The sequence below is a fragment of the Nostoc sp. GT001 genome, from assembly GCF_030382115.1.
Lineage (GTDB): Bacteria > Cyanobacteriota > Cyanobacteriia > Cyanobacteriales > Nostocaceae > Nostoc.
The window spans coordinates 5,748,031-5,774,934 of the sequence record NZ_JAUDRJ010000003.1 but is presented as its reverse complement, the minus strand read 5'-3'; the positions used below and the strand labels follow the sequence as shown (position 1 = coordinate 5,774,934).

Sequence of the window (26,904 nt, the reverse complement as noted above, 5' to 3'; positions counted from 1 at the left end):
CAGAAATTGTATTTGCACCGCACTCAATATTTATTTTTTTATAACCTTAAAATCGATTATTATAAGGTATTATTTCATCGTGTTCCGGAAATATATAATACCCTTCCAAGTATTTTTTTAATTGGTTGCAGTATCCCTTTACACCGTAAGGAGATTCATAACTTACAGGTTGAGAATCTTTAATGTAGCCAAATTTTATGCGAGGTTTAGAATCCATTGACTGAGCAAGTATCGAAGGATTAGAGTTCCCAGATATTGCTTTCTCGAATACATGGTGAACTTGTCCTTGTGTCACCCCAGAAAAAACTAATGAAAACAGGATAGCTAGTAATGCGATCGCCCAATATTTAAGCCGCATAATAACACTAAAAAATTGTTTACGTATAGATAATTAAGCACAACAACTAGTCAGCCGCAGTTTGTACTCAGTAGTGTTCATCCCACAGGCGAGGTTTCAAGCACCGTCCCATCGATAACCTAGCAGGCTGACTATTTCTTATACAGAAAGTTTTCATATAATCTTTTCCTTAATAAGCTAATCCGCCTTTAAGTTGCATAATCCGTAGCCTCAGAAAAACGCGGTGATGCGAAGAAGGCGAGACGGAGGGATGCAATTTGAATGATTATTAGCTTAACGATACAAAAGCATTACACTTAGGTTTTGTCAGAATATACGAAAATTTTCTTTATTATATTCATATTTTGAGATTATACAGTATTTTTCCGTATAATCAGCCTTTGCAGAAGGATTATATAGAATTTTCCCTATATCTCTTGATGTTATATAGATGGCATCGCCACATCAACCAATCTGGGAAATCTTTGAATTGTTAAACCGCGCTGAGACTTTAACGGAGAGGGAGATATTGCACTTGTCCTTCCCATTCGCCCTCAAAACTTCCCTCCGCGATTAACAAGATATCTTCAATTGCCAATCCCACTGAGACGCTGCGACTAATCTCAAATACCCCTGGCATTGTTAACCCTGCCTGTACACGCTCGTAAGCATATCGAGTTATTGTTTCTACATCATGAGTTAATAGAACCCGGCCCTGTTGCGCCGCCCATTCCAGAATGACTCGATCATCAGTTTTGGACAAACCTACATCCTGAACTCTAACAATATCAATCTCAGATTTTCGTCGAAGAATACCCCGAACAATTTGGTTGTTAAAGTTCTCGTCTGCTAAAAGGCGCAGCATTTCAACTCTGCCCTTGGTGGGTAAGTCTTGCCATAAGGCGATCGCGTATCCCAATTGGATTGAAACGACGCTCATTTTGTTGACGAACTTGGATGCCACGCTCTTGTCGAATTTTTAGATAAGCATCAACTTCAGTTTTCCGTCGAAGGTAGTAGCCTATCACCAAGTACACATCTGCAAGCTGAAGAGATGGATATTGCTCGACAATCTCTTCTGCTGTAACACCCTCCAAGAAGGCGGTAACTAAAGTATCAAGAGTTACGCGAGTATTACTAACACGCACAACACCATCAGAATCAGGTGATAGAGGTATGGGATCAGTTGCTACGGTAAGAGACATTTTAGGTTACGGGAGACTTAGCTTTACCCACTAATTTAGCGCTTTTTCATCACTTCCATAAGAGAGAGAATCGCTAACTTCATCAACAAGCCTGGTAAATCGCACAACAATAATTGAACCTCCCTGCTCAATAACTGCTTGCCTCAACAGATAAATTCTTAACCGAGCAGTATTGAGGTATGTCATAGCCCCCTCATCGCTTGCGGGGAGGCTCAGGGTGGTTTCATACGAAAAAAGAAAAATATATAAGTCTTGATTCTTCATGTATAACCATAGATTTTGACCCCACTTCCATTCCTCTCCACGTTGGCGTCAGCCTGCCGTTAGGCAAGCGGAGAGAGGCTTTGAAACCCAGTTTTAGTTTTTCTCTCGTTGTATGAAACCACCCTGCTCATCGCTTGCGGGGAGAGGGGTGGGGTTTTTGTACCTCACTCAACTGAGAACTGCTATAAAAATTATTTTAACAAGGCATCAAAGCATCAAATCTCCCTATTACTGCCATATCTTCTTCATCTAACTCCGCCGGAATCCCACTGCGAATCAATTCCGAAAAGTCTTCATTGGGAATCATCACAGTCAACGTGTACAAGCGAGTAGAACCAGTATTTTTAATCAAATGAGTACCAGTGGGAGGGACCAATAAACTATCTCCAGCTTTGATCGTGGCACTCTTGCCATCACATATAGCGATCGCTTCTCCTTTGAGAACAAAAAACATTTCCACCGCCCACTGATGGCGATTTGGGGGTGTTTGCCCACCAACATCAAAAATTTCTATGCAGCAAGTCAAAGAAGTATTAGCATTCGTCGAATCGAAGATAATTGCTAATCGATTAGAGGCGTCGGGACTGATGCGATATACTTGGTAATCTTTGCTAGATTTGATAACCGGAATTACACAACGAGTAGCGTACATTTATTTATCCCCTCTGAGTTATCGATGGGCATGAAAATTCTTAAAATTTGAGTCTTAAATCACATAATTTTAGATTTTAGATTGTAAATTTTGGATTGAATAATTCAAAATTTAAAATTATCCCAGAGAAAGCGAATTGAAACGCGAGAACAAATCTAAAATCTAAAATTTTTGCTCAAAGAAAGAGCATTCATGCATGGGATCAATCTAAAATCTAAAATCCAAAATTGATTCACTCCTCACCATTTTGCAGCGCTGTTAAAATCTCTTGCGAGTCAGTGACAAAACCGAAGCATTGTTTGACATTATACAATGTCGCCAGCCAACAATATTCAGGAGAAGTTGTGGCGGTGCAATCTTTAACCAACACGCAGTCATATCCTAAGAAGTTGGCATCACATAAGGTAGTTAGCACACATTGATCGGCATTAACACCAGCAAAAAATAATGTTGTCCTTCCCAAATTCCGCAAGATACTATCTAATGGTGTATCCCAAAACCCACTCATGCGGTATTTATCCACACGAATATCTTCGGGTATCTGTTCTAGCTCATCTACTACTGCCGCGGCCCAACTACCTGCCATGAGTACTCTAGCACCATTGCTTGGTAGTGGATCGCCCAAACCCACACCTTCCCCTGTGGGATTATAGACGTGGCGCGAACTAGCACTAATATTGAGCAAGTCGGGACGATTTCCCCAATTTACCCAAATGACTGGAACACCAACCTCACGCAGTTCGGGAAGTAAGTTGTTCAAAGGTTTAATAGGCTGACGCGCCGGAGTTACGTCCACACCGATATGCGCTAACCAGCCATCAGGGTGACAGAAGTCGTTTTGCATATCAATGACGAGGATAGCAGTCTTTGCCAAGTCTAGGCGCAGGGTTTTAGTTTCTGTTGATAAGATAACGGGTTGTGGGGTCTTTGATGGGCGAGTGATATCTGCGATCGCATCATTCACTGTCCACGCATTTGGCGCAACTCCCAATGTCCGTAATGGTAGATTCATAAAATTCCAGTACCCAACACCATTTTCTATTTTGTAACTTGAAATTCAAGTCAAAATACAATTACTTAATTAAGGTTAAATATGGTAAATTTCACTATCTAGAATGTTTTGATTGCCGTCAGTGATGATTATCCAAAGGTAGATATATAGATCGTCAATGGTGCAACCGTAGTCATTTTCCCCAATCTACAAGTAATTGGCACTGTCATAGATGGCAAAAGTAAGCTATTACTACCTGGCTTTTTCAACGCCCACATCCACCGATAGTGCCACTTTTACTTTGTCTGATGCTGAACGCCTTGCTGCTTGGGTGCGCCAGCATCCACTGTCTGGTTTTGAACACTGACACTTTGTTGGCAAATTAATCAATAGTTCTCTTTTCCCTCCAAGGTTAATTTTTTCCTGTTTACATTGATTGTTCCTATTAATATAAATGTGCTTAAGGTTTGGGCAGGCAATTTTGTAACAAGATATGAATGTGCGTAGGCGTAGCCCTTCGGCTGCGCTCAGTGACACCGTAGACATCGCTAAATTCTTATTTACAGCATCAAAACTCTAGCAATTGACTACAAAACCCCAAAAAAAGGCAGATTTTGTGTATGCTCTGTGACTAAGTGCCTTAACAATACCTTTTCAGGAGTAATCATGGAACGCGCCATCTCTGCGTTGGGAATCTTAGTTTTTATCGGTATATCCTACGCCTTTTCTGTTAATCGTCGTGCGGTGCGTTGGCGAATAGTGGCATGGGGTTTGGGATTGGAGTTTGTGTTTGCATTAGTGATTCTTAAAACTGCTTGGGGTTTAAATCTGTTTAAATCTCTGGGAGATATTGTCGGTCAATTTTTAGCATTTTCTGATGTTGGTGCAAAATTTGTCTTTGGAGAAAATTTTAAGGATCATTTCTTTGCTTTCCAAGTGCTGCCGACAATTATCTTTTTCTCTGCCTTCATCAGTGTGTTGTATTACTACGGCATTTTACAGCGAGTTGTAAACGTGATGGCGTGGGTAATGATGAAGACGATGAAAACATCGGGTTCTGAATCTTTATCTTGTGCAGGTAACATCTTTTTGGGGCCAACAGAGTCGGCGCTGATGGTTAAACCTTATATAGCGAATATGACGCAATCGGAACTCCATGCCGTGATGACGGGTGGTTTTGCCACAATTGCAGCGGGAGTACTAGGAGCATATCTTTCCTTTGGCATCCCAGCAGAACACCTGATTGCTGCTTTCTTTATGACTGCTCCCACATCGTTGGTGGTATCAAAATTACTTTACCCAGAAACAGAAGTATCAGAGACGGCTGGCAAAGCAAAAGCGTATGTAGAAACCAATTATGTAAATGTAATTGATGCTGCTACCACCGGAGCAATTGACGGCGTGAAGCTAGCAGTTAATGTTGGGGTGATGATTATCGCCTTTTTGGGATTATTAGCTGCCCTGAATGCATTGCTGGGATGGTTGGGGGCATTTGTGGGCTTACAACAACTCTCACTACAGTGGATTTTGTCTTTTCTCATGGCTCCCGTGGCGTGGCTAATGGGCATACCTTGGGCTGATTGTCGGCAAGTTGGGGCTTTATTGGGTACAAAAACAATTTTGAATGAGTTTATTGCTTTTTTGGATTTGAAGGCACTAATTGAAAGTGGAAAAATTTCTCAACGGGCAGTAATTATTACAACTTACGCATTATGTAATTTTGCAAATATCGGTTCAATTGGCATTACCATTGGCGGCATTGCGGGGATAGCACCTAATCGCCAGCATGACTTAGCTCGTATGGGTGTAAGGTCAATGATTGGCGGATTGTTAGCGGGTTTTATCACCGCTTGTATTGCTGGGGTGTTGATTTGAAAAAGTTAGAGAGACGCGATAAATCGCCGACACCAACTGTCTTTAATTTTGAAGTAATGAGTAATAAGTAATGGGTATTACTCATTACTCATTACTCATTACTCATTACTCATCTGTAGAGTAGAACTGTTGAGCGTAAAAACGGGCATACCGTCCTTCTTGAGAGAGGAGGGAAGTGTGAGTACCAGCTTCAACCACCTCTCCTTGTTCGATGACGAGAATGCAGTCAGCCCGACGAACACTGCTCAAGCGATGGGCGATAATAAACACGGTACGATTTTGCATCACTCGTTCTAGTGCTTCTTGAACTAGTGCTTCTGATTCCGAATCGAGGGCAGAGGTGGCCTCATCCAAGATGAGAATTCGCGGATCGTTGGCAACTGCTCTGGCAATAGCTAATCTTTGGCGTTGTCCTCCCGATAGGTTAACTCCACGCTCTCCCACCCAGGTATGATAACCCTGAGAAAACTGGGTGATAAAGGAGTGAGCGTTGGCAATCTTTGCCGCTTCCTGAATCGCTGCTAAATTTAATTCTTCTTGACCGTAACCGATATTTTCTGCGATCGTTCCCGAAAAAAGAGTAACGTCTTGGGGAACAATGCCAATTTGATGGCGCAAGCTAGTGAGTGTGACATCACGGATATCAAGATCGTCAACCAGAATTTGACCTCTCTGAGGGTCATAAAAACGAAGTAAAAGGTTGATTAAAGTCGATTTACCAGCTCCAGAAGAACCAACCAAGGCAATAACATCACCAGGAGAAGCGTTCAGGCAGAGATCCTTTAGCACTGGCTGATCGGGATTGTAAGCGAAATCGACATGACGATACTCTACCTTGCCCATAACTCGTGGCATTGCCTGAGCATTCGATTTTTCGCTGATACTAGGTTCCTTTGCCATCAGTTCAAAGATGCGTTCAACAGAAGCTTCGGTCTGTTTGTACTCGTTGTAATTGCTAATCAGCATATCGATTGGCTGAATCAGTATAGCCACAGCAGCTAAGAAACTGATAAACCCTTGAGCTGTCGAGCTGATTCTGAGAAATCTGCCATCCTCCTAATAAAAACAGCAGTATAATACTAACTGCTTCCAAAAAACCGACAACGGGAAACTGAATGGATTTGAGTTGTAGAGCGCGATACTTAGCTTGGCGATTGATTTCTGCTTCTTTATTGAATCGCTTCACTTCATATTCTTGGGCTGCAAAAGCCTGAACAACGCGAATCCCGCTAAATACTTCAGTTAGCATCGCTGACAAATTGGAAACCTGATTTTGGCTTTGGCGAGATAGCACGAGTAATCGTTGACCAAATTCCCCGATTAACCAAGCCATTAAAGGAGCTAAAATCAAACCCGCAAGAGTAAGCGGCCAATTCAGGTAGAGCATGTAAATGGGAATTGCAATTAACTGCAACAAATTGGAAAGAAACTGATGGGATAACTTGTCCACAATTTCGCCGACGCGATCAATATCTTCAGTCAGGCGATAAGTCAAGTCTCCCGTCTGTGTGGTTTCAAAGTAATCTAATCCAAGTTTGTGCAGGTGAGCATAAACCCGCTTACGCAAGTTTAAAACCATGTTCAGGGCAGCAGCGATCATAAAGACATTCTGCCCGTATTGACAAAGCCCTCGAACCAAAAATACTAAAGTGGCTAGTCCGAGCCAGTAGGCAATCCGGTTTACATTTCCCTGGCCAAGATAAAAAGCGACCTGACCTGCTAAATAGGGCACTGCTAGGGTGAATAACACAAATCCTAAGATACAAGCCAATCCCCGAATTAACAGCGGCCATTGGGGCCAAAGATAAGGCAACAGTTGCCAGTAACTAGAGCGGACTTTCATAGGTAAGTAAGAATTCAGGAGTTAGGAGTTAGGAGTTAGGAGTTAGGAGTTAGGGACTTCCAACTAAAAAAATATCCCATCGCTGTCTAGGCAGGGGAGCATACTTCTCTACGAGAGGCTGCACTTCGACTACGCTCAGTGACCACGCCAACGACTACGCTCAGTAACCGGGGGGCAGGGGGCAGGGGGAGAAAGAAAAATATTATCTGAGTAAATTGGATAATTTATTTTCTGGAAGTCCCTTAAGAGGTAGGAGTTAGGAGTCAGGATTCAGAATTGAGATGCATTACGGCGTTAGCCTACCACATCATGTTACCGAACCGTGCCGACTCCTAAATTCTGACGCAATTTCTACTCAGTTTCTCCTAGAGAGTTTAGTAGAAAGCGGGCAATTCTCTCAGATGCGCCGGGTGGGCCAAATCGCTCAGGGCCATTTACTTTGCACTTAGCGAGGTAGTCTGAATCTTCTAAAGTTTCAACTACTCGTTTAGCTGCTTGCTTGAGAATCTCAGGGGTTGCTGGCTTAGTACCGATGGTTTGAGCAGAAATGCCCGACAGCCGCGTTTGCGCTTCTGCAAATTGATAGGTAAATTGAGGGCCCTCTCCGGGAATCTGGATGATAGGTTTCCCCATTGCTACAGCTAAATCCACTGCTAACCCTGCCATGCCAATGACGAGGGTAGAGTAATACAAGATATCACTGAAGGCATCTGAGTAACATCTCACTTCTACAAGCGGTGATTCTTCAGCAGAAGTTCCTGGAGGAAAATAGCTGAGTATGCCTTGATTCAGTTGCCAACCTTGACTTTTAGCAATTTCGTCTAATTGCTCCATCAAATTTGGTACTAAGGCGGCACGAAACTGGAATCCTGACTCAGGCATCACCTTGGCGATTTCTATCACCAGTTGCAACTGCAAACTGAAATTTCGCGCGGCTTCCGGCATTCGCGATCCTGGTAAGATTGCGATCGCAGGAATATCCGGTTTCAGGTACAAGTCTTTCCCTGTGGGGACAACGCGATCTAAAGCCGGAATCCCACCAAACCTAGCCTTTGCTATACCTTGCCGTTGGAGATCGGAAGCTGTATAGGAATCTCTAGTAAAAACTGCCAGACATCGGGAAGAATTAAGGTCGTGCCACAGCAGTGGATTGATACGCAATTGCCCTTCATAGAGGGCAGAAAGACAAGAGATAAACGAAACGAAGGGACGCTTTGTTAAGTAAGCAAATGTCTGGGAGACAAAATCCCCAGTAGACATAATTAAATCGCAGTTAGGAGCATACTGCAACACCGCTTGTAATTGTCGCCACGTTAACCCAATCAATCCCGATTGAAAATCTTTGAGTATATAGAGGCGCTTCATGTAAAAGAATCCGCCAGAGGGCATTATTTGTGTGGGCCCAATAATGGGAATGTCCAAGCTGCGGTAAGCTTTTCCTTCACCCACAATTGGCATTGCCGCCATCTCAATCGAAGGACACAATTGGCGCAGGGTCTGAATAACATGAGAGGTATGGTTGTCCTCTCCGTGGCCGTTACTGATAAACAAGATTCGCTTAGAAGGCATCTTGGGGTTTGGATAGGTCTAAAATGCTTGTTTGGTGAGATTTTTAACCTACATTCGGTGAGTAGGCTAAGAGATTGATAGTATTTTTACTATAGAGAGTTTGTAATTTTATAGACAAATCTACAAAGTTACTTTTTCTGGTGTAGACCGGAATGGAATTACTGCTAATCCCTGTTTTTGCAAACGCTAATCTATCAGAGAATACAGTATTAGGAGTACAAGCGCTATGGTTCCATTAGACTTCTTGCATGAATTAAAAGCCCTCACCCTAAATCCCTCTCCCATTTTTGGGAGAGGGACTTTTAAATTAGCTCCCCTTCTCCAAAAATGGGAGAAGGGGATGTAGCAAGATCCCGTAGAGTGGGCAAATCTTGTATTTGTGCAAGAGGTCTATTGATCTGAGTTCAATTCCAATATGCAGTAATTGTTGCAACTTCCGCATTATGTAACTTCTTGGCAAATATCGGTTAAATATTCTATTTTGTTAAAATTAAAATTATTTGTAGATACTCAGGTGGCACGCGATCAACTAACCAAACACCATTAGCAGAACAATAGAAGATATAACCTGCTTGATGCATTGCCGCAGTATTTACAGCAAAAACTACTGGTTTTCCATGCCTAGCACCAACAGTTTGTGCTGTTTCTATATCCTTTGATAAATGCACATGATGTCGTAACATTTTGCAAAGTCCTGTTTGCAGAATTAACTCTACAGATTTGCGTCCCGTGCCGTGATAAAGCTCATCTGGAGGAACAACAGCTTCTAATTGTAAATCGACTTTTACACTATGTCCTTGGTTCGCACGAATCAAATTACCTGTAGAATCAAAAGAAAAGCGTTGTTTCTCGTTGAATTCAACTACCACCTGTAATTCCTGACGGGTAATCGGAAACTGATTTTTAGCACAAGCGGTAAGTAATTCATCAACAGCAACCCAACCACCGGGAGCAAGTTTAATTCCAATGGCATCCGGTGTATGTCGCAGATATTTGCTGAGATATTTGCTGATTTTGACAAGTCGAGAATCACTCATTTGATTGTGGTTAGCATATTTGTACTACACCTATAGTTTTTTGTAGCACATAATTGTTATTGATGGTTTTATTTTGTGTAAATTGACAGAATTTGCCTTCCCATCATGGCTAATGCCACTCCAGCAATCGCAATGAGTGTAACCTTGCCGCCAGGAACGAGTGGTTGATTTGTGCTATCTGAGTTTTCTTGTTCTTGACGTTGCTTCCAACTCATTAACGCCGGAATAATTCCACCTAAAACTGAAATACTAAATGTTCCAGTGTAATCTAGGGCAGTAAAAAAGATGCTGGGGTTAAGCGTTCCGAGAGTCATTGGCGGGAAAAGAACCAGGGAATAGAGGGGTAAGCGGCTAGAAAGTTGCCACTGTGCAGGTAGGAAAATATCTTTGAATAAATCCAGCAATCCGTACACAAATCCAATAAATGATGTGACGATCGCAAACTCTGAAAAAATAGATACTAGCACTCCTAACCATTGCCCCGCACTACCTCCTCGGAGAATTTGTAGTGGATCAAAAACACTTGTACTGCCAGATGTGCTATGTAGCATATCGGGACTGACGCTTCCTAAAATTACGGCATTCCACGCCAAGAACATAATTAGAGGAATCACAGAACCAATAAAGATAGACTGACGAATTTTGCGGGCATCCCCTTCGAGTTGCGTCACAACCAATGGCACAACGTTTTGGAAAAACAGCGCCACAGACATCACTGAAATGGCACTACCAAGGGCACTCCAGTTTTGAAATAATAGTTGGGCATTCTGAATATGCCTTCCTCCCAGAAATAATAGTCCTAAGAAGGAAACAATGACAATTCCAACAAAGGCGCTGTTTAATTTCTCAATAAACTTTTCTCGCCCAAGATACATAATGCCACCAAATAAGAGCGTGAAAGCCATTGTGCCCACCCACGTAGGCAATATCTGCATACCCCAGATTTTTGCCGCCGCCGCTCCTAAAATCTCTCCTCCTTCGGTGATGTATGCCACCAACAGAGCATAGTGCATGAATAAATATGCACCGCCAGCAATTCGCGCTCCTAGTTTACCAAGGATATTCTCAACAACTCCCAAAAAACCTATACTTGAAAGCCCTTTTGTTCGCATCGTGTTTAAGGTAACTTCTGCAACCAATAACCCCGAAACTAAAGCGTAGAGCCAAACAGCAATTAGTCCAGATGTGGATGGCACAATACCCGATGGCAGGGTAACGGCTGGTAGAGCGAGAATCCCAGCCCCAACGGTAGTTCCTGCAATCAATGCAGTACTTCCAAATACACTACCCGGTTGATGATTGAGTTTTTTTCCATCAAATTCGAGATGAGAAAACAACCGAGTGACTTGCTCTGAATTTTTTAGAACGGTCTTTATGGGAACCATACTGAATATCCGTACCTAAACCAAACAATATTAACATATGTAAATATTATTCGTAAAAGCCCTGATGCTATTGGTTTTTCAAGCAATTTTTTTTGCTAAATAAGCGATCGCTACTTCATTATCAACACAATTTTTGGATTATAAATGTCACTTATAGCACTTTATCCCACATTCCGCAGGTGCGATTGTAAATGCTGCACTTTAGAAGCATGACAGCATCACCATTAGATATAAGAGTACAGGATACTGAATTAACGCTGAAGGCAATCCTTTCAGTTGCTCAAAGGAAGAAGCGATCGCAAATATTCTGACAGATATGATTTAAAACTGACAATTAGTTTTAACTGTATCAAGTAATGGTGAACAGCTAGAGGCAGGTTTATTCAGCTATTAAGTTAGCGATCGCATCTACTAACTCACTTGGCTCTACTGGTTTGGGAATATGCTTGTTAAATCCGGCTTTTAGTACCTGTTGAGCGTTCATTTCTCCAGCATAGGCGGTAAGTGCGATCGCTCGAATTTTTCCTCCCTGCTCTGGTGGCAGTGTTCTCAACTGTCGGATGAACATACATCCATCCACTTCTGGCATTCCAATATCGCTTAAAAGTATATCTGGCAAGGATTGGGCTAAAGTAGCTAGGGCTTCATTTGCTGATGTGACTGCTGTTACATTTGCCCCATACTGCTCCAGTAAGAAAACAATAAATTCTCGCGTATCTGTATCATCATCCACTACTAAAATTTTGACACCATTCAAATTTGAGGATGGCTCAGAATTGCTACTGTCTTGTTTAATCTCTAATTGATTTTGGATTAATGGTAGTCTCACAGTAAAAGTTGCCCCCCGATCTTCGCCCCCACTTTCTACCTGCACTGTCCCGCCATGCAGTTCGACTAAGTGACGAACGATCGCTAATCCTAACCCCAATCCACCAAATTTTCTGGTGGTGCTGCTGTTCTCTTGACGAAAATATTCAAACACGTAAGGCAGAAAATTGGGGTCGATGCCTTTACCTGTGTCGCTGACTTGAATCAGTGCTGAGTTGAAATTAGGACATGATAATAGTCGAATATCAACCCGTCTCCCCGCAGGTGTAAACTTAATCGCATTTGAAAGCAGGTTCCAAACGATTTGCTGCAATCGGTTGGAGTCTCCCAAAACTTGTCCCAAATTTGCTTCCAGGCTGATGTGCATCTCAATTGACTTAGCTTCTGCCGATAGCCGCACTGTCTCCATTGCTGCCGAAATCACAGATGTCAGATCGACTGGGTAGATATTCAAGCTGATTTTACCTTGTAAAATCCGGGAGATATCCAGTAAATCTTCAATCAGTTGAGCCTGTAACTTCGCATTTCGCTCAATAGTCTTCAACGCTTGAGGAATTGTCTTTTCATCAAGTTTTTTGGTTTGGAGTAGCTTTGACCAACCTAAAATTGGGTTGAGTGGCGATCGCAATTCATGAGAAAGTACTGCCAGAAACTCGTCTTTAATCCGGTTGGCGTTTTCTGCTGCTTTCCGGGCGGTTTGCTCTGCCTCGTATAAACGGGCACGTTCCATCGCTTGAGCGCACTGCTGTGCCAGTGCCAGCATAAAGGCTCGATCGTCTTGATTAAACTGCTGAATTTCGGTAAAAGCTAGAGACATTCCACCAATAGCTCGTCCCTCGATGATTAATGGAATCGAAATCCAAGCGCCGTAGTTGGACTGAGCGTATTCCTGAGCCAGATTTGCGTAACGAGCAATTCTTGTTTCGGTTGGCTCTTGCCAAATAGGCTGCTTAGTTCTTACTGCTTCTGCCAGTGGTGCAGATGCATTAATCGAGAATCGACGCCAGGAATCTATTATTTCTTGTTGTTCGCCACTAGTTCGGACAAGTTCTAATTCAGTGCCGCTTTGAGTCAGTAGTGCCACAAAAACAGAACTAGCTCCCAATGCTGCCATACTTTGCTCAACAATTACTTCAGCAACTTGTGTCGGAGTTAAAGATTCAGAAAGGGCAGCGGTAATTGCTTGCAGACGGGTAGTGCGAGATGCTGCGCGTAAAGCCGCCTGTTGAGATTGCTGGGCTTCTCTGTAGAGTCGGGCATTATCAACGGCTACGGCAGCACGACAAGCCAACTCCTCAGCTAACATCAGGCTTTTGGTGTTGTAGCGACGACCTGAAGAAGAGACTAAAGTCATCGCTCCCAACACCCGTCCCCGAACGATCAGCGGTACACTCATGCCAGATGTCGGATTTAATTCTTGCAAGATTTTTCGGTGACTGGCGTTGTGGCTTAACCCTTGGATCTGTTCATCAGAAATCAAATGAATAATTTGTGATTTGCCCGACTCGTATTACCTTCGCAACACCTGCTGTTTGTGCCAAATCAGGGGGATAATTTTGTAACTGTTCCACCAATTCTTGTTTCTCTGGATTGGCATGGGCTGCTGCAAGTCGACGAACTAATTGATTGTCACAAATAATATCAACTAAGCACCAATCAGCGATTTCCGGTACTGCTAAACGCGTCAAACCTGCTAAGGTTGTCTCGTAGTCCAATGATGCGGCCAAAATCCCACTAGCCTCAGCTAAGAAACGCTGCTCCTCTTCCACCTGTTTGCGCTTAGTAATATCTCGCGAAGACGCTTGCATCTCTAAAATTTCTTGAGTTTGGCGATCGCGGATAGCTCGAACAGTTGCTTCCAACCAGATATAATGTCCCTCTTGGTGACGCGCACGGTGAGTAATGGTATAAATACCTGGTAAATCAGCATTGACTGGATAATTTTTCGCAATCTGTACCAAATCGTCAGGGTGAACTAATTCATGGCTGGGATGACCGACTAATTCCTCTGGTTGATATCCCAGTACCGTGTAGCAAGCTGGTGAAACGTACAGAATAATTCCATCTACTCTAAGGCGGGAAATAATATCAGTTGAATTTTCAGCCAGCAGCCGAAAACACGCCTCACTGTCGCGCAGTTTGGCTTCAGCCTGCTTGCGTTCGGTAATATCGACGCACATTCCCACCCATTCGCGGATTTCGCCTGTTTCGTCGAGTATAGGCACACCGCGTATATTCATATAACGATATTCGCCGTCATGCCGTAGAACACGATACTCGGCAACTGCAACACTGCGTGTAGAAAACGCCTGTTGCCAAATTTCCACCATTGAGGCACGATCTTCTGGGTGCAGTGCCTCAACCCAACCCCATCCTTTATATTGTTCGGGACTTTGCCCTGTGAACCCCTGCCAAGTTGGAATATTATCAACAACATTGCCCGAAGGTGCTGCCCTCCAGACAATGGATGCGCTGGCCTCTGCCAGTGAACGGTAGCGTGCTTCACTATCGCGCAGCGCGACTTGCTGTTCGCTCAAATATTGCTGCAAATCAGTAACCTCTTGAGCTTTCAGGTTCTCAGTCATTTTAAAAGTATTTGGCTAAAAGCGACTCGCCAGGTTCTCCCATTTGCTGTAATAGTATATTTTGATTTTTCTCATGCAATATAGCAGATGCTATGGCTCTAACTGCACCCATCTAAGGTTATAGAGATTGTCAAGAAAAGGCAGGGGAGCAGAGGAGCAGGGGAGAAGTTGCAGTAAGTCTTTCCCATCTGCCCCTCTGCATTCTTGTAAGTTGGTGATTATGTATTACATCAACTATCATGCAAGCTATTTAAGCTAGTAATAGAATTGTTTAAATTCAGGGGATAACAATATGAAGGTTTGGCTTGCTTGCTTTTTGGTGCTGTTTGCGTTAGCGGAACTGTTTGACTGGTTGAAAGAATTTAATCTGCCATTACCTATCTATATTTTGGGTGGCGCTTTTTTAGCTGTTGCTTCTAACTATGATAAAATTTTTGGCTCCTATTTTGCAGATTCAAGCATTGAAGCATCACTTGAACAACCTCAGTTAGATTCACTAACTCCATCTACTAATCCGATTTCTTTCCCAATTAGCAGTCCTGTTGAAGACGTTCAAACATCTCAAACAGATGGTTAGTGGTTGTCTGATTCTATGGTTGACGCTGGGCGTAAGCTTGCTTTAAAAGTAGGAATACGTCAAAGTCTCTAACTAATAAGTAAATTGCTACATTAATAGGAGTTTTAGGTTAATTAGCTTTTAACCTAGATTCCCAAAATTGACTTCTGCGCCTATAACATCTACCCAATTCAGGCTACCGCCTCAACGCCGTGATTAGTGGACTATTAGAAAAACTCCGTGTACCTTTTGTCAAAGTTCAGGATTCCCGTGAAACTTCTAAGAGCAAAAGCTGGCTGCAAATATTTTACAATCAATTTTTGGCTCCTATTTTGCAGATCAAGCATTGAAGCATCACTTGAACAACCTCAGTTAGATTCACTAACTCCATCTACTAATCCGATTTCTTTCCCAATTAGCAGTCCTGTTGAAGACGTTCAAACATCTCAAACAGATGGTTAGTGGTTGTCTGATTCTATGGTTGACGCTGGGCGTAAGCTTGCTTTAAAAGTAGGAATACGTCAAAGTCTCTAACTAATAAGTAAATTGCTACATTAATAGGAGTTTTAGGTTAATTAGCTTTTAACCTAGATTCCCAAAATTGACTTCTGCGCCTATAACATCTACCCAATTCAGGCTACCGCCTCAACGCCGTGATTAGTGGACTATTAGAAAAACTCCGTGTACCTTTTGTCAAAGTTCAGGATTCCCGTGAAACTTCTAAGAGCAAAAGCTGGCTGCAAATTATTTTTGTTACCAGTGTAGGAGTGACCGCCTTTATCTGGGGAGTTCGGGAACTTAGATGGTTACAGCCTTGGGAGTTAAGAGTTTATGACCAGATGTTGCGATCGCGTCCATCAGAAGCACCCGATCGGCGGATTGTGCTAGTTAAAATTACTGATAAAGATATCAAACGTGAGAAATGGCCTCTATCAGATCGGAGAATCAATCAGCTATTAAAGAAAATAGAGTCTTATCAACCGCGAATTGTTGGTTTATATCTTTTCCGACCAGAAGACAATAATTTGGCGGCTAATCTCCAAAATCAAGATAACATTGTCACTACGTGTTTTTTCAGCAGCTTGGATAGAGATGAAATTCCCCCGCCGCCGAATGTCCCTATAGATAATGTTGGGTTTAGCGATGTGGTTGCTGATAATGAAAACGACCAAATTCTCCGCCGTACTTTATTATTTGCTAACTCTACAGACAAGAAATGTACAACATCATTTGCATTTGGTGCATTAATTGCAATTAATTATCTAGAAAAACAAGGTATTGAATACGATTTCACTAAAAAAGGAGATTTTATATTAGGTAAAACCTTATTTGGGCGTTTACAACCTAATTCTGGTGGCTACCAACATTTGGATGCACAAGGCTATCAAATATTATTAAATTACCGTCACCCCAACAGCCTCGCCGACCAAGTAACCCTTACAGATGTTCTTAGTGGGCAAGTCAACCCCAGTTTATTCAAAGACCGTCTAGTAATTATTGGCACTACAGCGACTAATATCCCTCCAGGTGGCTTTTATACGCCCTACAGCGCTTTGCCAGATCAACCAGCCAGAATGCCTGCTCTATTTATTCATGCACAGATAGCAAGTCAACTCATCAGTACAGTGTTAGATGGGCGACCCTTGATTTGGTATTGGCCAAACTGGGTAGAACTTATTTGGGTGTGGGGGTGGTCGCTATTAGGTGGTGTTTTAGTATGGCGGTGGCAAAATCCGCTGCTTTTGCTAGTGGTGGAAACGATAACTCTATTTAGCTTAGTAGTAATCTGCGTTGCTTTGTTTTTGCAAGCTGGATGGGTGCCGTTAATCCCTCCTGCTCTTGCTTTGGTGATTAGTAGTATTTGTGTGATTACTTATACTAGCTACCAAAATCAGCGGCAAACTCAGGTGATTATTCTGCAAGTTGAAAAACAACAAGAAGCGATCGCCCAATTAAATGTACTCTTAGAAGATAAAACAGCAATTCCCGACTCGTCTGTTGACTTTCCTCCCCCAGTTGATTCGCTAGAAATAAAATCAGGTGATTTGCTTTTGAGTGGACGCTACAGAATCTCTCAAACTCTCGGTGCAGGTGGATTTGGTCGGACTTATTTAGCACAGGATACTCAACGACCGGGTAATCCTACTTGTGTAGTTAAAAAGTTAATGCCAGCCCGTCAAGATGCACGATTTTTGCAAGTCGCTCGCAGATTATTTCATAGTGAAGCTGAAATTTTAGAAACTTTGGGTAAACATCATCAGATTCCTGAACTACTTGCTTATTTTGAAGATAACCACGAATTTTATTTAATTCAACAATATATTGAGGGACATACCCTAAGCGAAGAATTACCACCCGTACAAAATGTCCAAAACGAATCATTTGTGATGGAAATGCTCAAACAAGTTTTAGAAGTTCTAGAATTTGTTCATCAGCATCGAGTGATTCATCGCGATCTCAAACCGACTAATATTATTAGATGCGCTCAGAATAATCGCTTGGTATTGATTGACTTTGGTGCTGTCAAATTGATGCAACCGCCGAGTAGCGAGCAAACAGAATTAGCCACAGTAGCCATCGGGACGCGGGGTTATGCACCTCCAGAACAATTTGCCGGTCATCCCCGTTTATGCAGTGACATTTATGCTTTAGGAATGATTGCTATTCAAGCCATAACTGGGATACCACCGCAAGAACTCTACCCACATCCAGAAACGGGGAATGTGATGTGGCGACAAACAGTGCAAGTTAGCGAAGAATTAGCGGCAATTTTAGATAAAATGGTTTGCTATCATTTTAGCGATCGCTATCAATCAGCCACCGCAGTTTTACAAGATTTGAAACGAATGTAGCTCTGGGGATTCTAAATCGTGGCTACACATTACTTTCGTCCGCTCATACAAAAAATTAATGGTTTGCAACCCGCATCTGCGGGTTTTATCTGTAATCTCAAGGGTTTCTACTTATATCAATTATTAATGCTATTCATTTTTGTCCCATATTGACCTTGTTTTTCTATAATCTGAGTCAAAATTTTGCGGCAATGACAGTCACTTCCACATTGATTTAATATGTCTTGTGCAGCAATGTTGCTAGAACCTAAAGCCAAAGATATTTTTCCAGTACAAGTAAGCTTAAAATAGTCTCTTAAATTGCCTTGAGGAGGCAATTCGTTAATTTGATAATTTGTTAAAGATTCAATAAAGCCTAATACTCGTAAATGTCTCAATCGTTGCTCACAGGATTGTTCTTTTTTGTATGGAAACTGTCTTTGATCTTTTTCAGCATTAAATAAGTTTTCCAGAGTTGTTCGCTCTCCATCGTCTAGCAAAGAGTCAAAAAACTTTCTTTGGTTTTCATCATTTTCTATTAAAGTTCCTAATAAGGCTAAAGCTTTTGACTCCTTTTGATTAGCCTCTATATTAGCTTTGATTTTACTATGTACTAGGTTAAGTTCTACTCCATTGCTACCAAACTGAAATTTTTCTATTCTTTCAAGAACTGAAGAGTTTAACAATAGTATAATTGTTAGAAGTCCTACTTCTGTTGTCTCTAATCTCCTGTTTTTATCAACTCCTTTAAATGGAATAAACACTAAGTAACCTAAAACCACGATACTTACGATCATCCTAGAGGCTAATGCCCATTTTTTAGCTAAGTTTCTGAGGTTGGGCTGAAAAGAATTTTTAATGTTTTCAACTATTTTCTGACTCATACTACATTGTTAGATAAATATAATTAACTTTTCTTTGATAGAAAGTAATTGCTGATAAGTAGGTTTAAAAAATAAATAGCTAGTTACATCGAAAAATAACATAGCTTTTGACCCTGTTATTATCTCTGGAATATTTGAAGATATTTACCTCAAATTATTGCAGAACTGATAACAGTTGACTTTTCACGGTATCTGGAAAACCTCTCTTCTATTTCTCTCTCCTCAAAGGAGAGACTTTGAATTTTCCTCCTTTTTGTGTCGGAAGGGAGTTAGGTTTTTCCAAATGACCTAAACCACAATGAGCAAAAAACTAACACTTATGTCTACATTCTGAATCTATAGTTTTTCGGATACGTTCCCAAATTTCTGATTAACTGCTCAGTTAAAAATATTCGTAGGTTGGAGCATAAACGTTATTCGACAAACCCTGCAAAATGTTGGGTTTTGTTTCTCAACAAACGCATAGCGCAGGTATCGAACCGATAGCGAATACCTGATTAACTGCGTTTCCTGGTTTTCAGCAAAAAAAAATCGCCCCCTGAATTCAGGAAGCGCATCACCAAGGTGGTGTAGAGACGCGAAGTTCCGCGTCTCTTGTTTTAACTAGCAACGTATTCTTTGACATTGGCACGACGGCGACGCAGATGAGCCAAAGCTTGATGCTCTAACTGGCGGACACGTTCGCGGCTGAGATTCAATCTCTCACCGACTTTCGCCAATGACATTTCATTACCATCTTCTAAACCAAAGCGTAGGGCTACAACTTCTCGCTGTTGCGGGGTTAGTTCTGCTAGCAGATTGTTCAAGTCTTGGCGTAAGAATTCCTGGTTGGTGTAATACTCTGGTGATGGGCCATCATCTTCGAGCATTTCTTGCAACTCAGTATCTTGGTTCTCCCCAACCCGCACATCCAAAGAAACTGGTTGACGAGCCATATTCAAGTACTCGCGAATCTGGGCAGGTTCTAGTTCTAGTGCTTTGGCAATTTCGGCTGGAGTCGGCGATCGCCCCAAACTTTGAGCCAACTCGCGCTGTACTTTTTTGATTTTGTTCAGCTTCTCGGTAATGTGAATCGGTAAGCGGATGGTACGTCCTTGTTGAGCGATCGCACGAGTAATTGCTTGGCGAATCCACCAGTAAGCATAAGTCGAGAACTTATAACCCCTCATCGGGTCAAATTTCTCCACACCCCGCTCTAATCCCAGTGTTCCTTCCTGGATTAAATCCAGAAACTCCATATTTCGCTTTTGATATTTTTTAGCAATAGCAACAACCAAGCGTAAATTCGCTTCGATCATTTTTTGCTTTGCGCGCTTACCTTGTGCTACTGTTTGTTGCACATCGGTTTCCGATTGTTGAACGTGATCGGCCCACTCTGAAATATCCGGTTCGCGTTGCAACTTCTTCGCCAAAGCTTCCTTGGCGTCGATCAGCGTCATCATTTGTTGCACTTGCTTCCCAAAGACAATTTCTTGTTCGCGGGTTAGCAGTGGTACACGACCAATTTCTCGCAGATAGGTTCGCACCATATCAGCCGTGAATTTGGTGTTGAGATTTTCGGTTTGGGTATTGACAGTAGGCATTGGTGCGATGTCCTCTACTTCGTAAAGATAATGTATGTTTTATTACTAAAATGGAGGGAAAAAAGTAGTACATCTATCACGAAATGTCGGGAGCTACCAAAAGCAATTAGTTAATTGATACAGCCGTTGTTAAGACGGTAAGCCCCCAATGATAGGTTCCCCTACCTTCCCTAAATTTTCAATCTTTTATAAGCACGCTGGTTATTTTTGAGAATTCTTCTCTTGGACAGTTACTAACACCGAGCGGTAAATCCGAAGTCGGTATGAGTTCCACTTAACTTATGATACGATAAATCAGGCAAATAGTAAACTATCTTTAGATAAAACCTATCATTATAAATCAAAAGCAGCAGTTATAGAAAAAAATTTAAACTTCCTTGAAATTACTTACTACATCTATAGTGACGCCAAAAACCCCTCTTCTGTTGCCAAAAACTAGCCAGATAACCGAACTTAATTTGCTGTGACAATGGAGGGATGTCACGAATTGGTCATTTGTCATTGGTCACTTGTACAGAGTTTCGACTGCGCGGTAATCGAGCGAAGTCGAGATTCAACTACCGCGTAGTCGTAAAGCCTGCGGCATAGCTTCGCTTCGGGCGTAGCCTCTCGTAGAGAAGTATTGGTCATTTGTACTGAGCGACTCGTGCCGAGCATCTCGACTTCGCTCGATGGAGCCGGAACCGAAGTAAGTCGTAAAGCCTGCGGCATAGCTTCGCTTCGGGCGCAATGTCTGTCTCCGAAACACTGTTCGCGTTCGTAGAGAAGTATTGGTCATTTGCAAAAGACAAAGGACAACTGACAATCTAAAATCCCAGATCAGCTTTGGCTAGTTCCGCAGCGGCGAATACTTCTGCGTCAGGTTTTTCTTCCCAGGCTGGCTCACCAATTTCTGCGTAAAAAGTTGCGTCGTAAGGACGGGTACGTACTACTACTGGCATGGGAACGGCGTGACCCAAAATTAAGGCTTGTTGCTTCGAGTCTAGCTTTGCCAATACCGATCGCAGTCCGCTACCACCAGATACACCTGTAAAAATCGCGTCAATGTCTTTTTCATCATTCAACAAAGCAGTAATACGAGTCCCAATTTGGGACATAACTTCATTATCTATGCCTGATGGACGTTGATCAACTACCAAAAGTGTGACAAAATACTTTCGCAGTTCGCGGGCAATAGTCCCAAAGATAGTACTTTGGACGATAGCCGGGTCAAGGAAACGGTGCGCCTCTTCAATGGTAATCATCAATGGGGTCGGGCGATCGCTAGGATTTTTGCTTTGCAGAAATTTGTCTGCTTTTTTGACGTAATGCTCGTGGATACGTCGGGTGATCATGTTTGTCACCAACATATAAGAGAGCATATTAGACTGGGAACCAAATTCTATCACAACATTCTTCCCAGATTCCAGGCATTGCACAATTTTACTAATATAATTCTGGGGGCAAACTGCTCGCATATACTTCAAGCTATCCATCCGCAAGAGTTTGCGCTGCAATGCCATAATCGAGCCTTTGTGTCCGCGCTTCTCGTCGCAGAACATCTCGATTTCTTCGTTGGTCATATTCAACAACTGGACAATCCAAGACTTGCCAAATTCGCTATACAGAATATTGGCGTTATCTAAGGCTGCGTCAGAGAGTCCTAAATCTCGGCTACATAACTTAATATCTTCAACTTCTATTTGCTCATAGCTCAAATAAAGTTCTTGGGCATCACGCACACCCCGACGCTTTGTCGATTCCGGGTCGAGGGTGTAAACTTCTACCTTACTAGGAAAAAGTTGCTTTAAGCCTTTAACGGTATTAACGTTCTTACCTTCTGCAACGGCTTCCCAGCCATACTCGGAGTGCATATCAAAAATCAAGTTAACTGCTGCATTTTTACGGATAACGCCAGCTAAAAGTAACCGCGTTAGAAAAGATTTACCAGTACCCGATTTCCCAAAAACCCCATTACTCCGTTCTACAAAGCGATTCAAATCGATACAAACTGGCACATCCATATCCAAAGGTTTGCCGATGGAAAAGTTGCGCCTTTGGGGGTCATCTTCCCAACCAAATACCCGGCGAAAATCGTCAACACTGGCTTCGTAAACTTGACTAAAGTGACTAGGAATAGTTTTAACAGGCAACAATTCCATCGTTGTGCTGGTTTGGGGCACAAATGAAGCCAAACCCGTCACCGATGGGAGGAAAGGATTGGCCGATTTGCCATTTGTTGGGGAGAAAGATTCTTCCGCTTCGGGAGTGAACATCAACATCGGCGCGAGGTTGATAGTACCGTAAGTACCACTTCCGGCTAAAACATCTCGTAAAAAAGTGTCTTCCCAACTGGGGGGATTAGCAATAATTCGGGCATTAGCAGCTCCCAATGCTACATCTGTCAGCATACAAAAAAAACGCGATCGCATCCCTTGCACAACAAGAAATTTACCCACCCGCATATCTTCTACAGAAATGTCAGGATGCAATCGTACTTCTAAACCTTCAGTTAAAGAACCTTGAATGACCGAACCTAATGGCTGTGCCGAATTCATCTGATTAGTCATTGGTCATTTGTCATTTGTCATTTGTTTTTCTTCTCCATCCCCTATGCCCTATGCCCAATTCCCCATGCCCAATTATCTAATCAATCTGAATTGAGGTTGGCGCACTTCCTGTTGATGGAGTGGTACTAATTAACGGTTTGCGGAATTGGGCATAAAGGCGATCGCGCCAGGTGAAGAATGGTTCATAATCTATATTCTCGGCAAAGATTGGCAATCCTTTGCCTCTGATAGAAGCTGGTAAATCCAGATAGGGCCCAGAGGGGAACTTGAGTAATATCGATAATCCAGCCACCGCTAAGTCAGCTAAAGTCGGCTCATCTCCTGTTAAATAAGGACTATCTGCCAATAATAACGTTAAGGCTTCCAAGTCTTGTTTTAAAGATGTGATCGCTGACTGTATCACATCTGGGCTGTAACCTACGCCAAAACCCAACACTGACAGTAAGTCACTAGGTACTCCTTGAACCAGACTTTTAAATATATCTGGTGTTGAGGTGGGTAATAAAGATTTACGGAAATTTTGGTCTTGACTTACGGCTGCAAATAGTGCTTTGCGACCTTTGATGCCTATGGACTCATCCGCCCATTCTTCTATTAATAAAGTTAAACCCCGTTGTTTAGGATCTTGCGGTATTATGGGGCGATCGGGATACTCTAAGTCTAAATACTTAGCTATTTCCGTAGAATCCGCAATATATTTATTACGATCCTTTAATACAGGCACTTGTCTTTGACCAGTCAGCCGGAACAGTTCTACCTGTCCAATCCCAGGTGTAACCTCTATTTTGCGGTAATCTAGTCCTTTGAAATCTAGAATTAGGCGCACTTTCTCTGAGTATTGAGAGAGTTCCCATTGGTATAATTCCAGCATGTGTTCTATCTCTTGTAACTGGTCAACTTATTAACTTTACAATTGTATCTTTAGTTTAAGTAATTTTTATTGGTATTAGTTGGTTAGCTGTCTATTTAATTGACATTAAGGTTTAACCGATGCCTGATTTTTGGCAAAATTATCGATTTAAAAAAATATTGTTTTCTGATTGATTACAATATTAAATAATTAAGTAATTTCATTCAGCATATAAATAAACTCAACCCCTCATTCGCGGGTCTTCAACAGTTACTTCAATTTTTGTCAGCGTTAGCCTACGTTAAAATATTTCGGTAATTCATTTCTGTGTTTTTGCTGAATAATCAATGGTTAATTTGGAAATATAGCTTTTTTCCCTATGTAATTCAGGATTTATGAATCAACTATTAATTTACGTACAAATTTATATATAAATTGTCTTTATAAGTATAATTTTGCTCCTGAGCTAATTGTCACTCCTAGCTTGTAGAGGTGAGATTTTCACACTTTCTGAGAATTTACGTTACACGAGTGGGATTTTTAAATTTGCGTGTGATCAAGAAAATTTGCTCAATTTACATTAAATATATGGTAGATATATTTCATACCTGATCAGCGTGAATCGAGGTAAAATATTTTACCTCGCTAGCGCAAAGTCTTCTAGATAAAAATCTTACTTCCCTCTTGAGTTAGATTTTGTGCATAGCAAAATGTTATAAATCTTTATGTAATGTGTGGACAACAAGAAAAACAAAATTTATGAAGACAAATTACAGCAAATTTCTGACCACGTTGGCAGGCATAGTAGGATTTACTAGTTTCAGCGTCCTCATTACTTTACCATCTGATGCGAAAGAGGTACTAAATCCTAACCCCAGTATTTTCAACGAAGCTCCCTATAACCAAGGTCAACGCCTTCAAGCAAACAATCAATACACACCTGCTGAAGCCGTTTCCCAAATAGAAAAGGGCAATACCAAACGCAAACTAGTAGCACAGAAAAGTGGTGCAACCCTAAATCCCAAACCAAGTATTTTCAACGAGCCTCCCTATAACCGTGGTGGTGGTAGTGTTACACCTAGTGAACCTACACCCGTCACCCCAGGTACTCCACCCACTGAGACACCGACCATAACTCCACCAGCACCAGGGGCAACCAGCAATCAAGGCAAAAACTTGTTAGCCTTGGCAGAGTCAAACGCTTCCTTTACCACCTTGACCAAGGCTTTGAAAGCAGCAGGATTAACCGGAGCTTTACAAGGCAAAGATAACTTAACTATTTTCGCACCCACTGATGCAGCTTTTGCTAAGTTGCCAGCAGATGCTTTGCAAGAATTGTTAAAGCCAGATAATAAAGAAGTATTGCTCAAGATTTTAACTTACCATGTGGTGGCTGGTAAGGTATTGTCCACTGATTTAAAGTCTGGCGAAGTTAAAAGCCTCGAAGGTGGCGTAATCAACGTTAAAGTCGATCCTGCTACCGCTGTAACTGTTAATGATGCTAAAGTGACACAGGCAGATATCACAGGTAGTAACGGCGTAATCCACGCAATCGATCAGGTGATTTTACCTCCTGACTTGTAGTTGTAAGGTCTCAGCACAACTGGCAACATAACTAGATTGGCATAAAGTATTAATACGTTAAAATTCCGTTCAGATGTTAGTTTTGGACGGTTTTTTTGTTTGCAGTTAGTTTTTGATCTTTATCTTGCATTTCTAAAAGTTCAGGAATAGTAACAAACTTATAGCCCTGTTTCCGAAAGTTGGCAATAATTTCTGGTAAAGCTTGCACAGTTTTAGAGCGATTACCACCACCATCATGCATTAGCACAATTCCACCTGGCTTGGCTCTCCTAAACACATTATTAATTAATTTTGGTACAGCAGGACGTGAGTAGTCTACAGAGTCAGATGACCAGCGAATGATGGCATATTTGCTATTTCTAGCGTAACTAGCCACCCCATTGTGCATGATTCCCCCTGGTGGTCGAAATAAATTTGTTTTAATCCCTGTCACTTGATAAATCAAGTCTGCTGTGTGGTCAATTTCATATGCAGCTGCTTGTGGATTTAAGAATTGATACCAATGATGCCAAGTGTGATTACCAATTACGTGACCCTCAGCAATCTCCCGCTTTACTAAGCCTGGATAATTCTTCACGTTTTGTCCAATCAGAAAAAATGTCCCTTTAATCTGATTTTTTTTGAGAATATCTAGTACTTGCCCGGTACTTTCAGGCCATGGCCCATCATCAAAGGTGAGCGCAATTACTTTCTGTTCGGGAGTCAATTTTGCCGCATCAACTATTGCTCCTTGAAAACGCTGTGGCACAGTATATGAAAAACCTTTTGTTTGTACTTGCTGCTGCCAACTTCTAAGCATCGTCGCTTTTAGTTCTTCAATCTGCTGCTGAATTCCAACTTTGCTTGGTTGATTGTTTACATTTATATTCTCTGTACTTTGAGCATTAGAGGAGCTTGACTTAATAAGCATCATCGTGCTTACACTCACACTCCCACTCAAGACAAGCAACGTAACTAATATTTTTTGCAGACCAAAAAATGACTTATTGTCGTCCACTTCATAGCTCCTTCCATGTCGAACCGTCTTTTTTTTCACAATACTTATGGCAGCTTTTTCTACTCTGTAAGCCTTGCCATACAAGCTACAGTTATGACTGGTATATTTTTTTTAAGTTAGCTCCAACCCTGACTCTGAAAAAATACCTTATATAAGTTTTGCAACGGAAATCCAAACAAGAGCCACAAAACTCGACACTTCTTATTTGCCAGGGACTTAGCCCCCTATAATTTATTAATCCTGCCTCATTAACTATGAATCTTAATGTAGGCTAAATATTGCATATTCTCTTGACGAAGCCATTGCGAAATGATGACGAAGATGTGACCTTTATTGAGTAATGACGGTAGAGAGCAGACCTGTTAAAAAATTTCTTCGATCCCCAGCAGCGTCAGAGGATTGAACACCATTAACTGCTGAAAATTCTGCAAATAATGCTTTAGAGTGAGTCTGAAAATTCCGCACCCTTGTTTCTGTCTCAAAAAAGGGACTTCCTATA

General features: G+C 41.9%; 22 protein-coding genes and 1 pseudogene. 5 read left to right on the top strand and 18 right to left on the bottom strand.

The window, feature by feature from the left end:
• Positions 1 to 46: 46 nt before the first annotated feature.
• From QUD05_RS27255 to QUD05_RS27230, 6 genes are all read right to left on the bottom strand, one after another.
• On the bottom strand, positions 47 to 358 hold the full coding sequence (locus tag QUD05_RS27255) for a hypothetical protein (RefSeq protein ID WP_289798801.1): 312 nt from the start codon (positions 356 to 358) through the stop codon (positions 47 to 49).
• 490 nt (positions 359 to 848) lie between these two features.
• Entirely contained in the window at positions 849 to 1,277 is a 429-nt protein-coding gene (locus QUD05_RS27250; protein ID WP_289798800.1) for a DUF5615 family PIN-like protein, read from the bottom strand.
• The gene (locus tag QUD05_RS27245) at positions 1,204 to 1,542 is read right to left on the bottom strand and encodes a DUF433 domain-containing protein (protein ID WP_289798799.1); all 339 of its coding nucleotides are present in this window, start codon (positions 1,540 to 1,542) and stop codon (positions 1,204 to 1,206) included. Before QUD05_RS27245 ends, QUD05_RS27250 begins: the two co-directional genes overlap by 74 nt.
• 30 nt (positions 1,543 to 1,572) lie before the next feature.
• Entirely contained in the window at positions 1,573 to 1,728 is a 156-nt protein-coding gene (locus QUD05_RS27240; protein ID WP_289798798.1) for a hypothetical protein, read from the bottom strand.
• 274 nt (positions 1,729 to 2,002) lie between these two features.
• Positions 2,003 to 2,458 carry a cupin domain-containing protein gene (locus QUD05_RS27235; RefSeq protein ID WP_194042486.1) on the bottom strand — a complete coding sequence of 152 codons (456 nt, stop codon included), beginning with the start codon at positions 2,456 to 2,458 and terminating at the stop codon, positions 2,003 to 2,005.
• Between the two features lie 232 nt (positions 2,459 to 2,690).
• A complete protein-coding gene (locus QUD05_RS27230; protein WP_289798797.1) occupies positions 2,691 to 3,470 on the bottom strand; it encodes a cysteine hydrolase family protein in 780 nt (259 codons plus the stop codon).
• 211 nt (positions 3,471 to 3,681) lie between these two features.
• Here QUD05_RS27230 and QUD05_RS27225 point away from each other — a divergent pair, with 211 nt between their 5' ends.
• Both QUD05_RS27225 and QUD05_RS27220 read left to right on the top strand, forming a co-directional pair.
• On the top strand, positions 3,682 to 3,816 hold the full coding sequence (locus QUD05_RS27225) for a hypothetical protein (RefSeq protein WP_289798796.1): 135 nt from the start codon (positions 3,682 to 3,684) through the stop codon (positions 3,814 to 3,816).
• A 299-nt stretch (positions 3,817 to 4,115) separates the two neighbouring features.
• Positions 4,116 to 5,324 (top strand): NupC/NupG family nucleoside CNT transporter, encoded by a 1,209-nt coding sequence (locus QUD05_RS27220; protein WP_289798795.1) that lies wholly within the window; start codon positions 4,116 to 4,118, stop codon positions 5,322 to 5,324.
• Positions 5,325 to 5,429: 105 nt separating this feature from the next.
• Here QUD05_RS27220 and QUD05_RS27215 read toward each other — a convergent pair.
• The 6 genes and pseudogenes from QUD05_RS27215 to QUD05_RS34200 form a co-directional block, all read right to left on the bottom strand.
• Positions 5,430 to 7,167: pseudogene (locus tag QUD05_RS27215) on the bottom strand (ABC transporter ATP-binding protein).
• A 351-nt stretch (positions 7,168 to 7,518) separates the two neighbouring features.
• Entirely contained in the window at positions 7,519 to 8,736 is a 1,218-nt protein-coding gene (locus tag QUD05_RS27210; protein ID WP_289798794.1) for a lipid-A-disaccharide synthase-related protein, read from the bottom strand.
• 476 nt (positions 8,737 to 9,212) lie between these two features.
• Positions 9,213 to 9,773: an RNA 2'-phosphotransferase gene (locus QUD05_RS27205; protein ID WP_289798793.1), complete on the bottom strand. Its 561-nt coding sequence runs from the start codon at positions 9,771 to 9,773 to the stop codon at positions 9,213 to 9,215.
• Positions 9,774 to 9,841: 68 nt separating this feature from the next.
• On the bottom strand, positions 9,842 to 11,158 hold the full coding sequence (locus QUD05_RS27200; RefSeq protein ID WP_289798792.1) for an amino acid permease: 1,317 nt from the start codon (positions 11,156 to 11,158) through the stop codon (positions 9,842 to 9,844).
• A gap of 379 nt (positions 11,159 to 11,537) precedes the next feature.
• Positions 11,538 to 13,466 carry a hybrid sensor histidine kinase/response regulator gene (locus QUD05_RS27195; RefSeq protein WP_354666159.1) on the bottom strand — a complete coding sequence of 643 codons (1,929 nt, stop codon included), beginning with the start codon at positions 13,464 to 13,466 and terminating at the stop codon, positions 11,538 to 11,540.
• Positions 13,456 to 14,571, bottom strand: coding sequence for a PAS domain-containing protein (locus QUD05_RS34200; protein WP_354666158.1), 1,116 nt, complete (start codon positions 14,569 to 14,571; stop codon positions 13,456 to 13,458). The genes QUD05_RS27195 and QUD05_RS34200 overlap by 11 nt, the downstream gene beginning before the upstream one ends.
• A 292-nt stretch (positions 14,572 to 14,863) precedes the next feature.
• On the opposite strand from QUD05_RS34200, the gene QUD05_RS27185 reads away from it, so the two are divergent.
• Together QUD05_RS27185 and QUD05_RS27180 are read left to right on the top strand one after the other, a co-directional pair.
• Positions 14,864 to 15,148 carry a hypothetical protein gene (locus QUD05_RS27185; protein ID WP_289798791.1) on the top strand — a complete coding sequence of 95 codons (285 nt, stop codon included), beginning with the start codon at positions 14,864 to 14,866 and terminating at the stop codon, positions 15,146 to 15,148.
• A gap of 632 nt (positions 15,149 to 15,780) precedes the next feature.
• The gene (locus QUD05_RS27180; RefSeq protein WP_289798790.1) at positions 15,781 to 17,979 is read left to right on the top strand and encodes a CHASE2 domain-containing protein; all 2,199 of its coding nucleotides are present in this window, start codon (positions 15,781 to 15,783) and stop codon (positions 17,977 to 17,979) included.
• A 116-nt stretch (positions 17,980 to 18,095) separates the two neighbouring features.
• Here the strand turns inward: QUD05_RS27180 and QUD05_RS27175 are convergent, their stop codons facing one another.
• The 5 genes from QUD05_RS27175 to QUD05_RS27155 all read right to left on the bottom strand — a co-directional run bounded on the left by QUD05_RS27175 (position 18,096) and on the right by QUD05_RS27155 (position 23,845).
• Positions 18,096 to 18,842, bottom strand: a complete 747-nt coding sequence (locus QUD05_RS27175; protein ID WP_289798789.1) for a hypothetical protein — start codon at positions 18,840 to 18,842, stop codon at positions 18,096 to 18,098.
• Between the two features lie 599 nt (positions 18,843 to 19,441).
• The gene (locus tag QUD05_RS27170) at positions 19,442 to 20,425 is read right to left on the bottom strand and encodes an RNA polymerase sigma factor, RpoD/SigA family (protein ID WP_099100878.1); all 984 of its coding nucleotides are present in this window, start codon (positions 20,423 to 20,425) and stop codon (positions 19,442 to 19,444) included.
• Positions 20,426 to 20,978: 553 nt separating this feature from the next.
• Positions 20,979 to 21,203 carry a hypothetical protein gene (locus QUD05_RS27165; RefSeq protein WP_289798788.1) on the bottom strand — a complete coding sequence of 75 codons (225 nt, stop codon included), beginning with the start codon at positions 21,201 to 21,203 and terminating at the stop codon, positions 20,979 to 20,981.
• Positions 21,204 to 21,231: 28 nt separating this feature from the next.
• Positions 21,232 to 22,962 carry a helicase HerA domain-containing protein gene (locus tag QUD05_RS27160; protein ID WP_289800096.1) on the bottom strand — a complete coding sequence of 577 codons (1,731 nt, stop codon included), beginning with the start codon at positions 22,960 to 22,962 and terminating at the stop codon, positions 21,232 to 21,234.
• Positions 22,963 to 23,050: 88 nt separating this feature from the next.
• On the bottom strand, positions 23,051 to 23,845 hold the full coding sequence (locus tag QUD05_RS27155) for a glutathione S-transferase family protein (protein WP_289798787.1): 795 nt from the start codon (positions 23,843 to 23,845) through the stop codon (positions 23,051 to 23,053).
• Positions 23,846 to 24,583: 738 nt separating this feature from the next.
• Between QUD05_RS27155 and QUD05_RS27150 the strand changes: the two genes are divergently transcribed.
• Entirely contained in the window at positions 24,584 to 25,408 is an 825-nt protein-coding gene (locus QUD05_RS27150) for a fasciclin domain-containing protein (protein ID WP_289798786.1), read from the top strand.
• 76 nt (positions 25,409 to 25,484) lie between these two features.
• Here the strand turns inward: QUD05_RS27150 and QUD05_RS27145 are convergent, their stop codons facing one another.
• Positions 25,485 to 26,405 carry a polysaccharide deacetylase family protein gene (locus QUD05_RS27145; RefSeq protein WP_289798785.1) on the bottom strand — a complete coding sequence of 307 codons (921 nt, stop codon included), beginning with the start codon at positions 26,403 to 26,405 and terminating at the stop codon, positions 25,485 to 25,487.
• Between the last annotated feature and the right edge of the window lie 499 nt (positions 26,406 to 26,904).

Coding starts and splice junctions, on each gene's coding strand:
- QUD05_RS27255 (WP_289798801.1), bottom strand. CDS start 358: ATGCGGCTTAAATATTGGGCGATCGCATTACTAGCTATCCTGTTTTCA.
- QUD05_RS27250 (WP_289798800.1), bottom strand. CDS start 1,277: ATGAGCGTCGTTTCAATCCAATTGGGATACGCGATCGCCTTATGGCAA.
- QUD05_RS27245 (WP_289798799.1), bottom strand. CDS start 1,542: ATGTCTCTTACCGTAGCAACTGATCCCATACCTCTATCACCTGATTCT.
- QUD05_RS27240 (WP_289798798.1), bottom strand. CDS start 1,728: ATGACATACCTCAATACTGCTCGGTTAAGAATTTATCTGTTGAGGCAA.
- QUD05_RS27235 (WP_194042486.1), bottom strand. CDS start 2,458: ATGTACGCTACTCGTTGTGTAATTCCGGTTATCAAATCTAGCAAAGAT.
- QUD05_RS27230 (WP_289798797.1), bottom strand. CDS start 3,470: ATGAATCTACCATTACGGACATTGGGAGTTGCGCCAAATGCGTGGACA.
- QUD05_RS27225 (WP_289798796.1), top strand. CDS start 3,682: ATGGCAAAAGTAAGCTATTACTACCTGGCTTTTTCAACGCCCACATCC.
- QUD05_RS27220 (WP_289798795.1), top strand. CDS start 4,116: ATGGAACGCGCCATCTCTGCGTTGGGAATCTTAGTTTTTATCGGTATA.
- QUD05_RS27210 (WP_289798794.1), bottom strand. CDS start 8,736: ATGCCTTCTAAGCGAATCTTGTTTATCAGTAACGGCCACGGAGAGGAC.
- QUD05_RS27205 (WP_289798793.1), bottom strand. CDS start 9,773: ATGAGTGATTCTCGACTTGTCAAAATCAGCAAATATCTCAGCAAATAT.
- QUD05_RS27200 (WP_289798792.1), bottom strand. CDS start 11,158: ATGGTTCCCATAAAGACCGTTCTAAAAAATTCAGAGCAAGTCACTCGG.
- QUD05_RS34200 (WP_354666158.1), bottom strand. CDS start 14,571: ATGACTGAGAACCTGAAAGCTCAAGAGGTTACTGATTTGCAGCAATAT.
- QUD05_RS27185 (WP_289798791.1), top strand. CDS start 14,864: ATGAAGGTTTGGCTTGCTTGCTTTTTGGTGCTGTTTGCGTTAGCGGAA.
- QUD05_RS27175 (WP_289798789.1), bottom strand. CDS start 18,842: ATGAGTCAGAAAATAGTTGAAAACATTAAAAATTCTTTTCAGCCCAAC.
- QUD05_RS27170 (WP_099100878.1), bottom strand. CDS start 20,425: ATGCCTACTGTCAATACCCAAACCGAAAATCTCAACACCAAATTCACG.
- QUD05_RS27165 (WP_289798788.1), bottom strand. CDS start 21,203: ATGACCAATACTTCTCTACGAACGCGAACAGTGTTTCGGAGACAGACA.
- QUD05_RS27160 (WP_289800096.1), bottom strand. CDS start 22,962: ATGAATTCGGCACAGCCATTAGGTTCGGTCATTCAAGGTTCTTTAACT.
- QUD05_RS27155 (WP_289798787.1), bottom strand. CDS start 23,845: ATGCTGGAATTATACCAATGGGAACTCTCTCAATACTCAGAGAAAGTG.
- QUD05_RS27150 (WP_289798786.1), top strand. CDS start 24,584: ATGAAGACAAATTACAGCAAATTTCTGACCACGTTGGCAGGCATAGTA.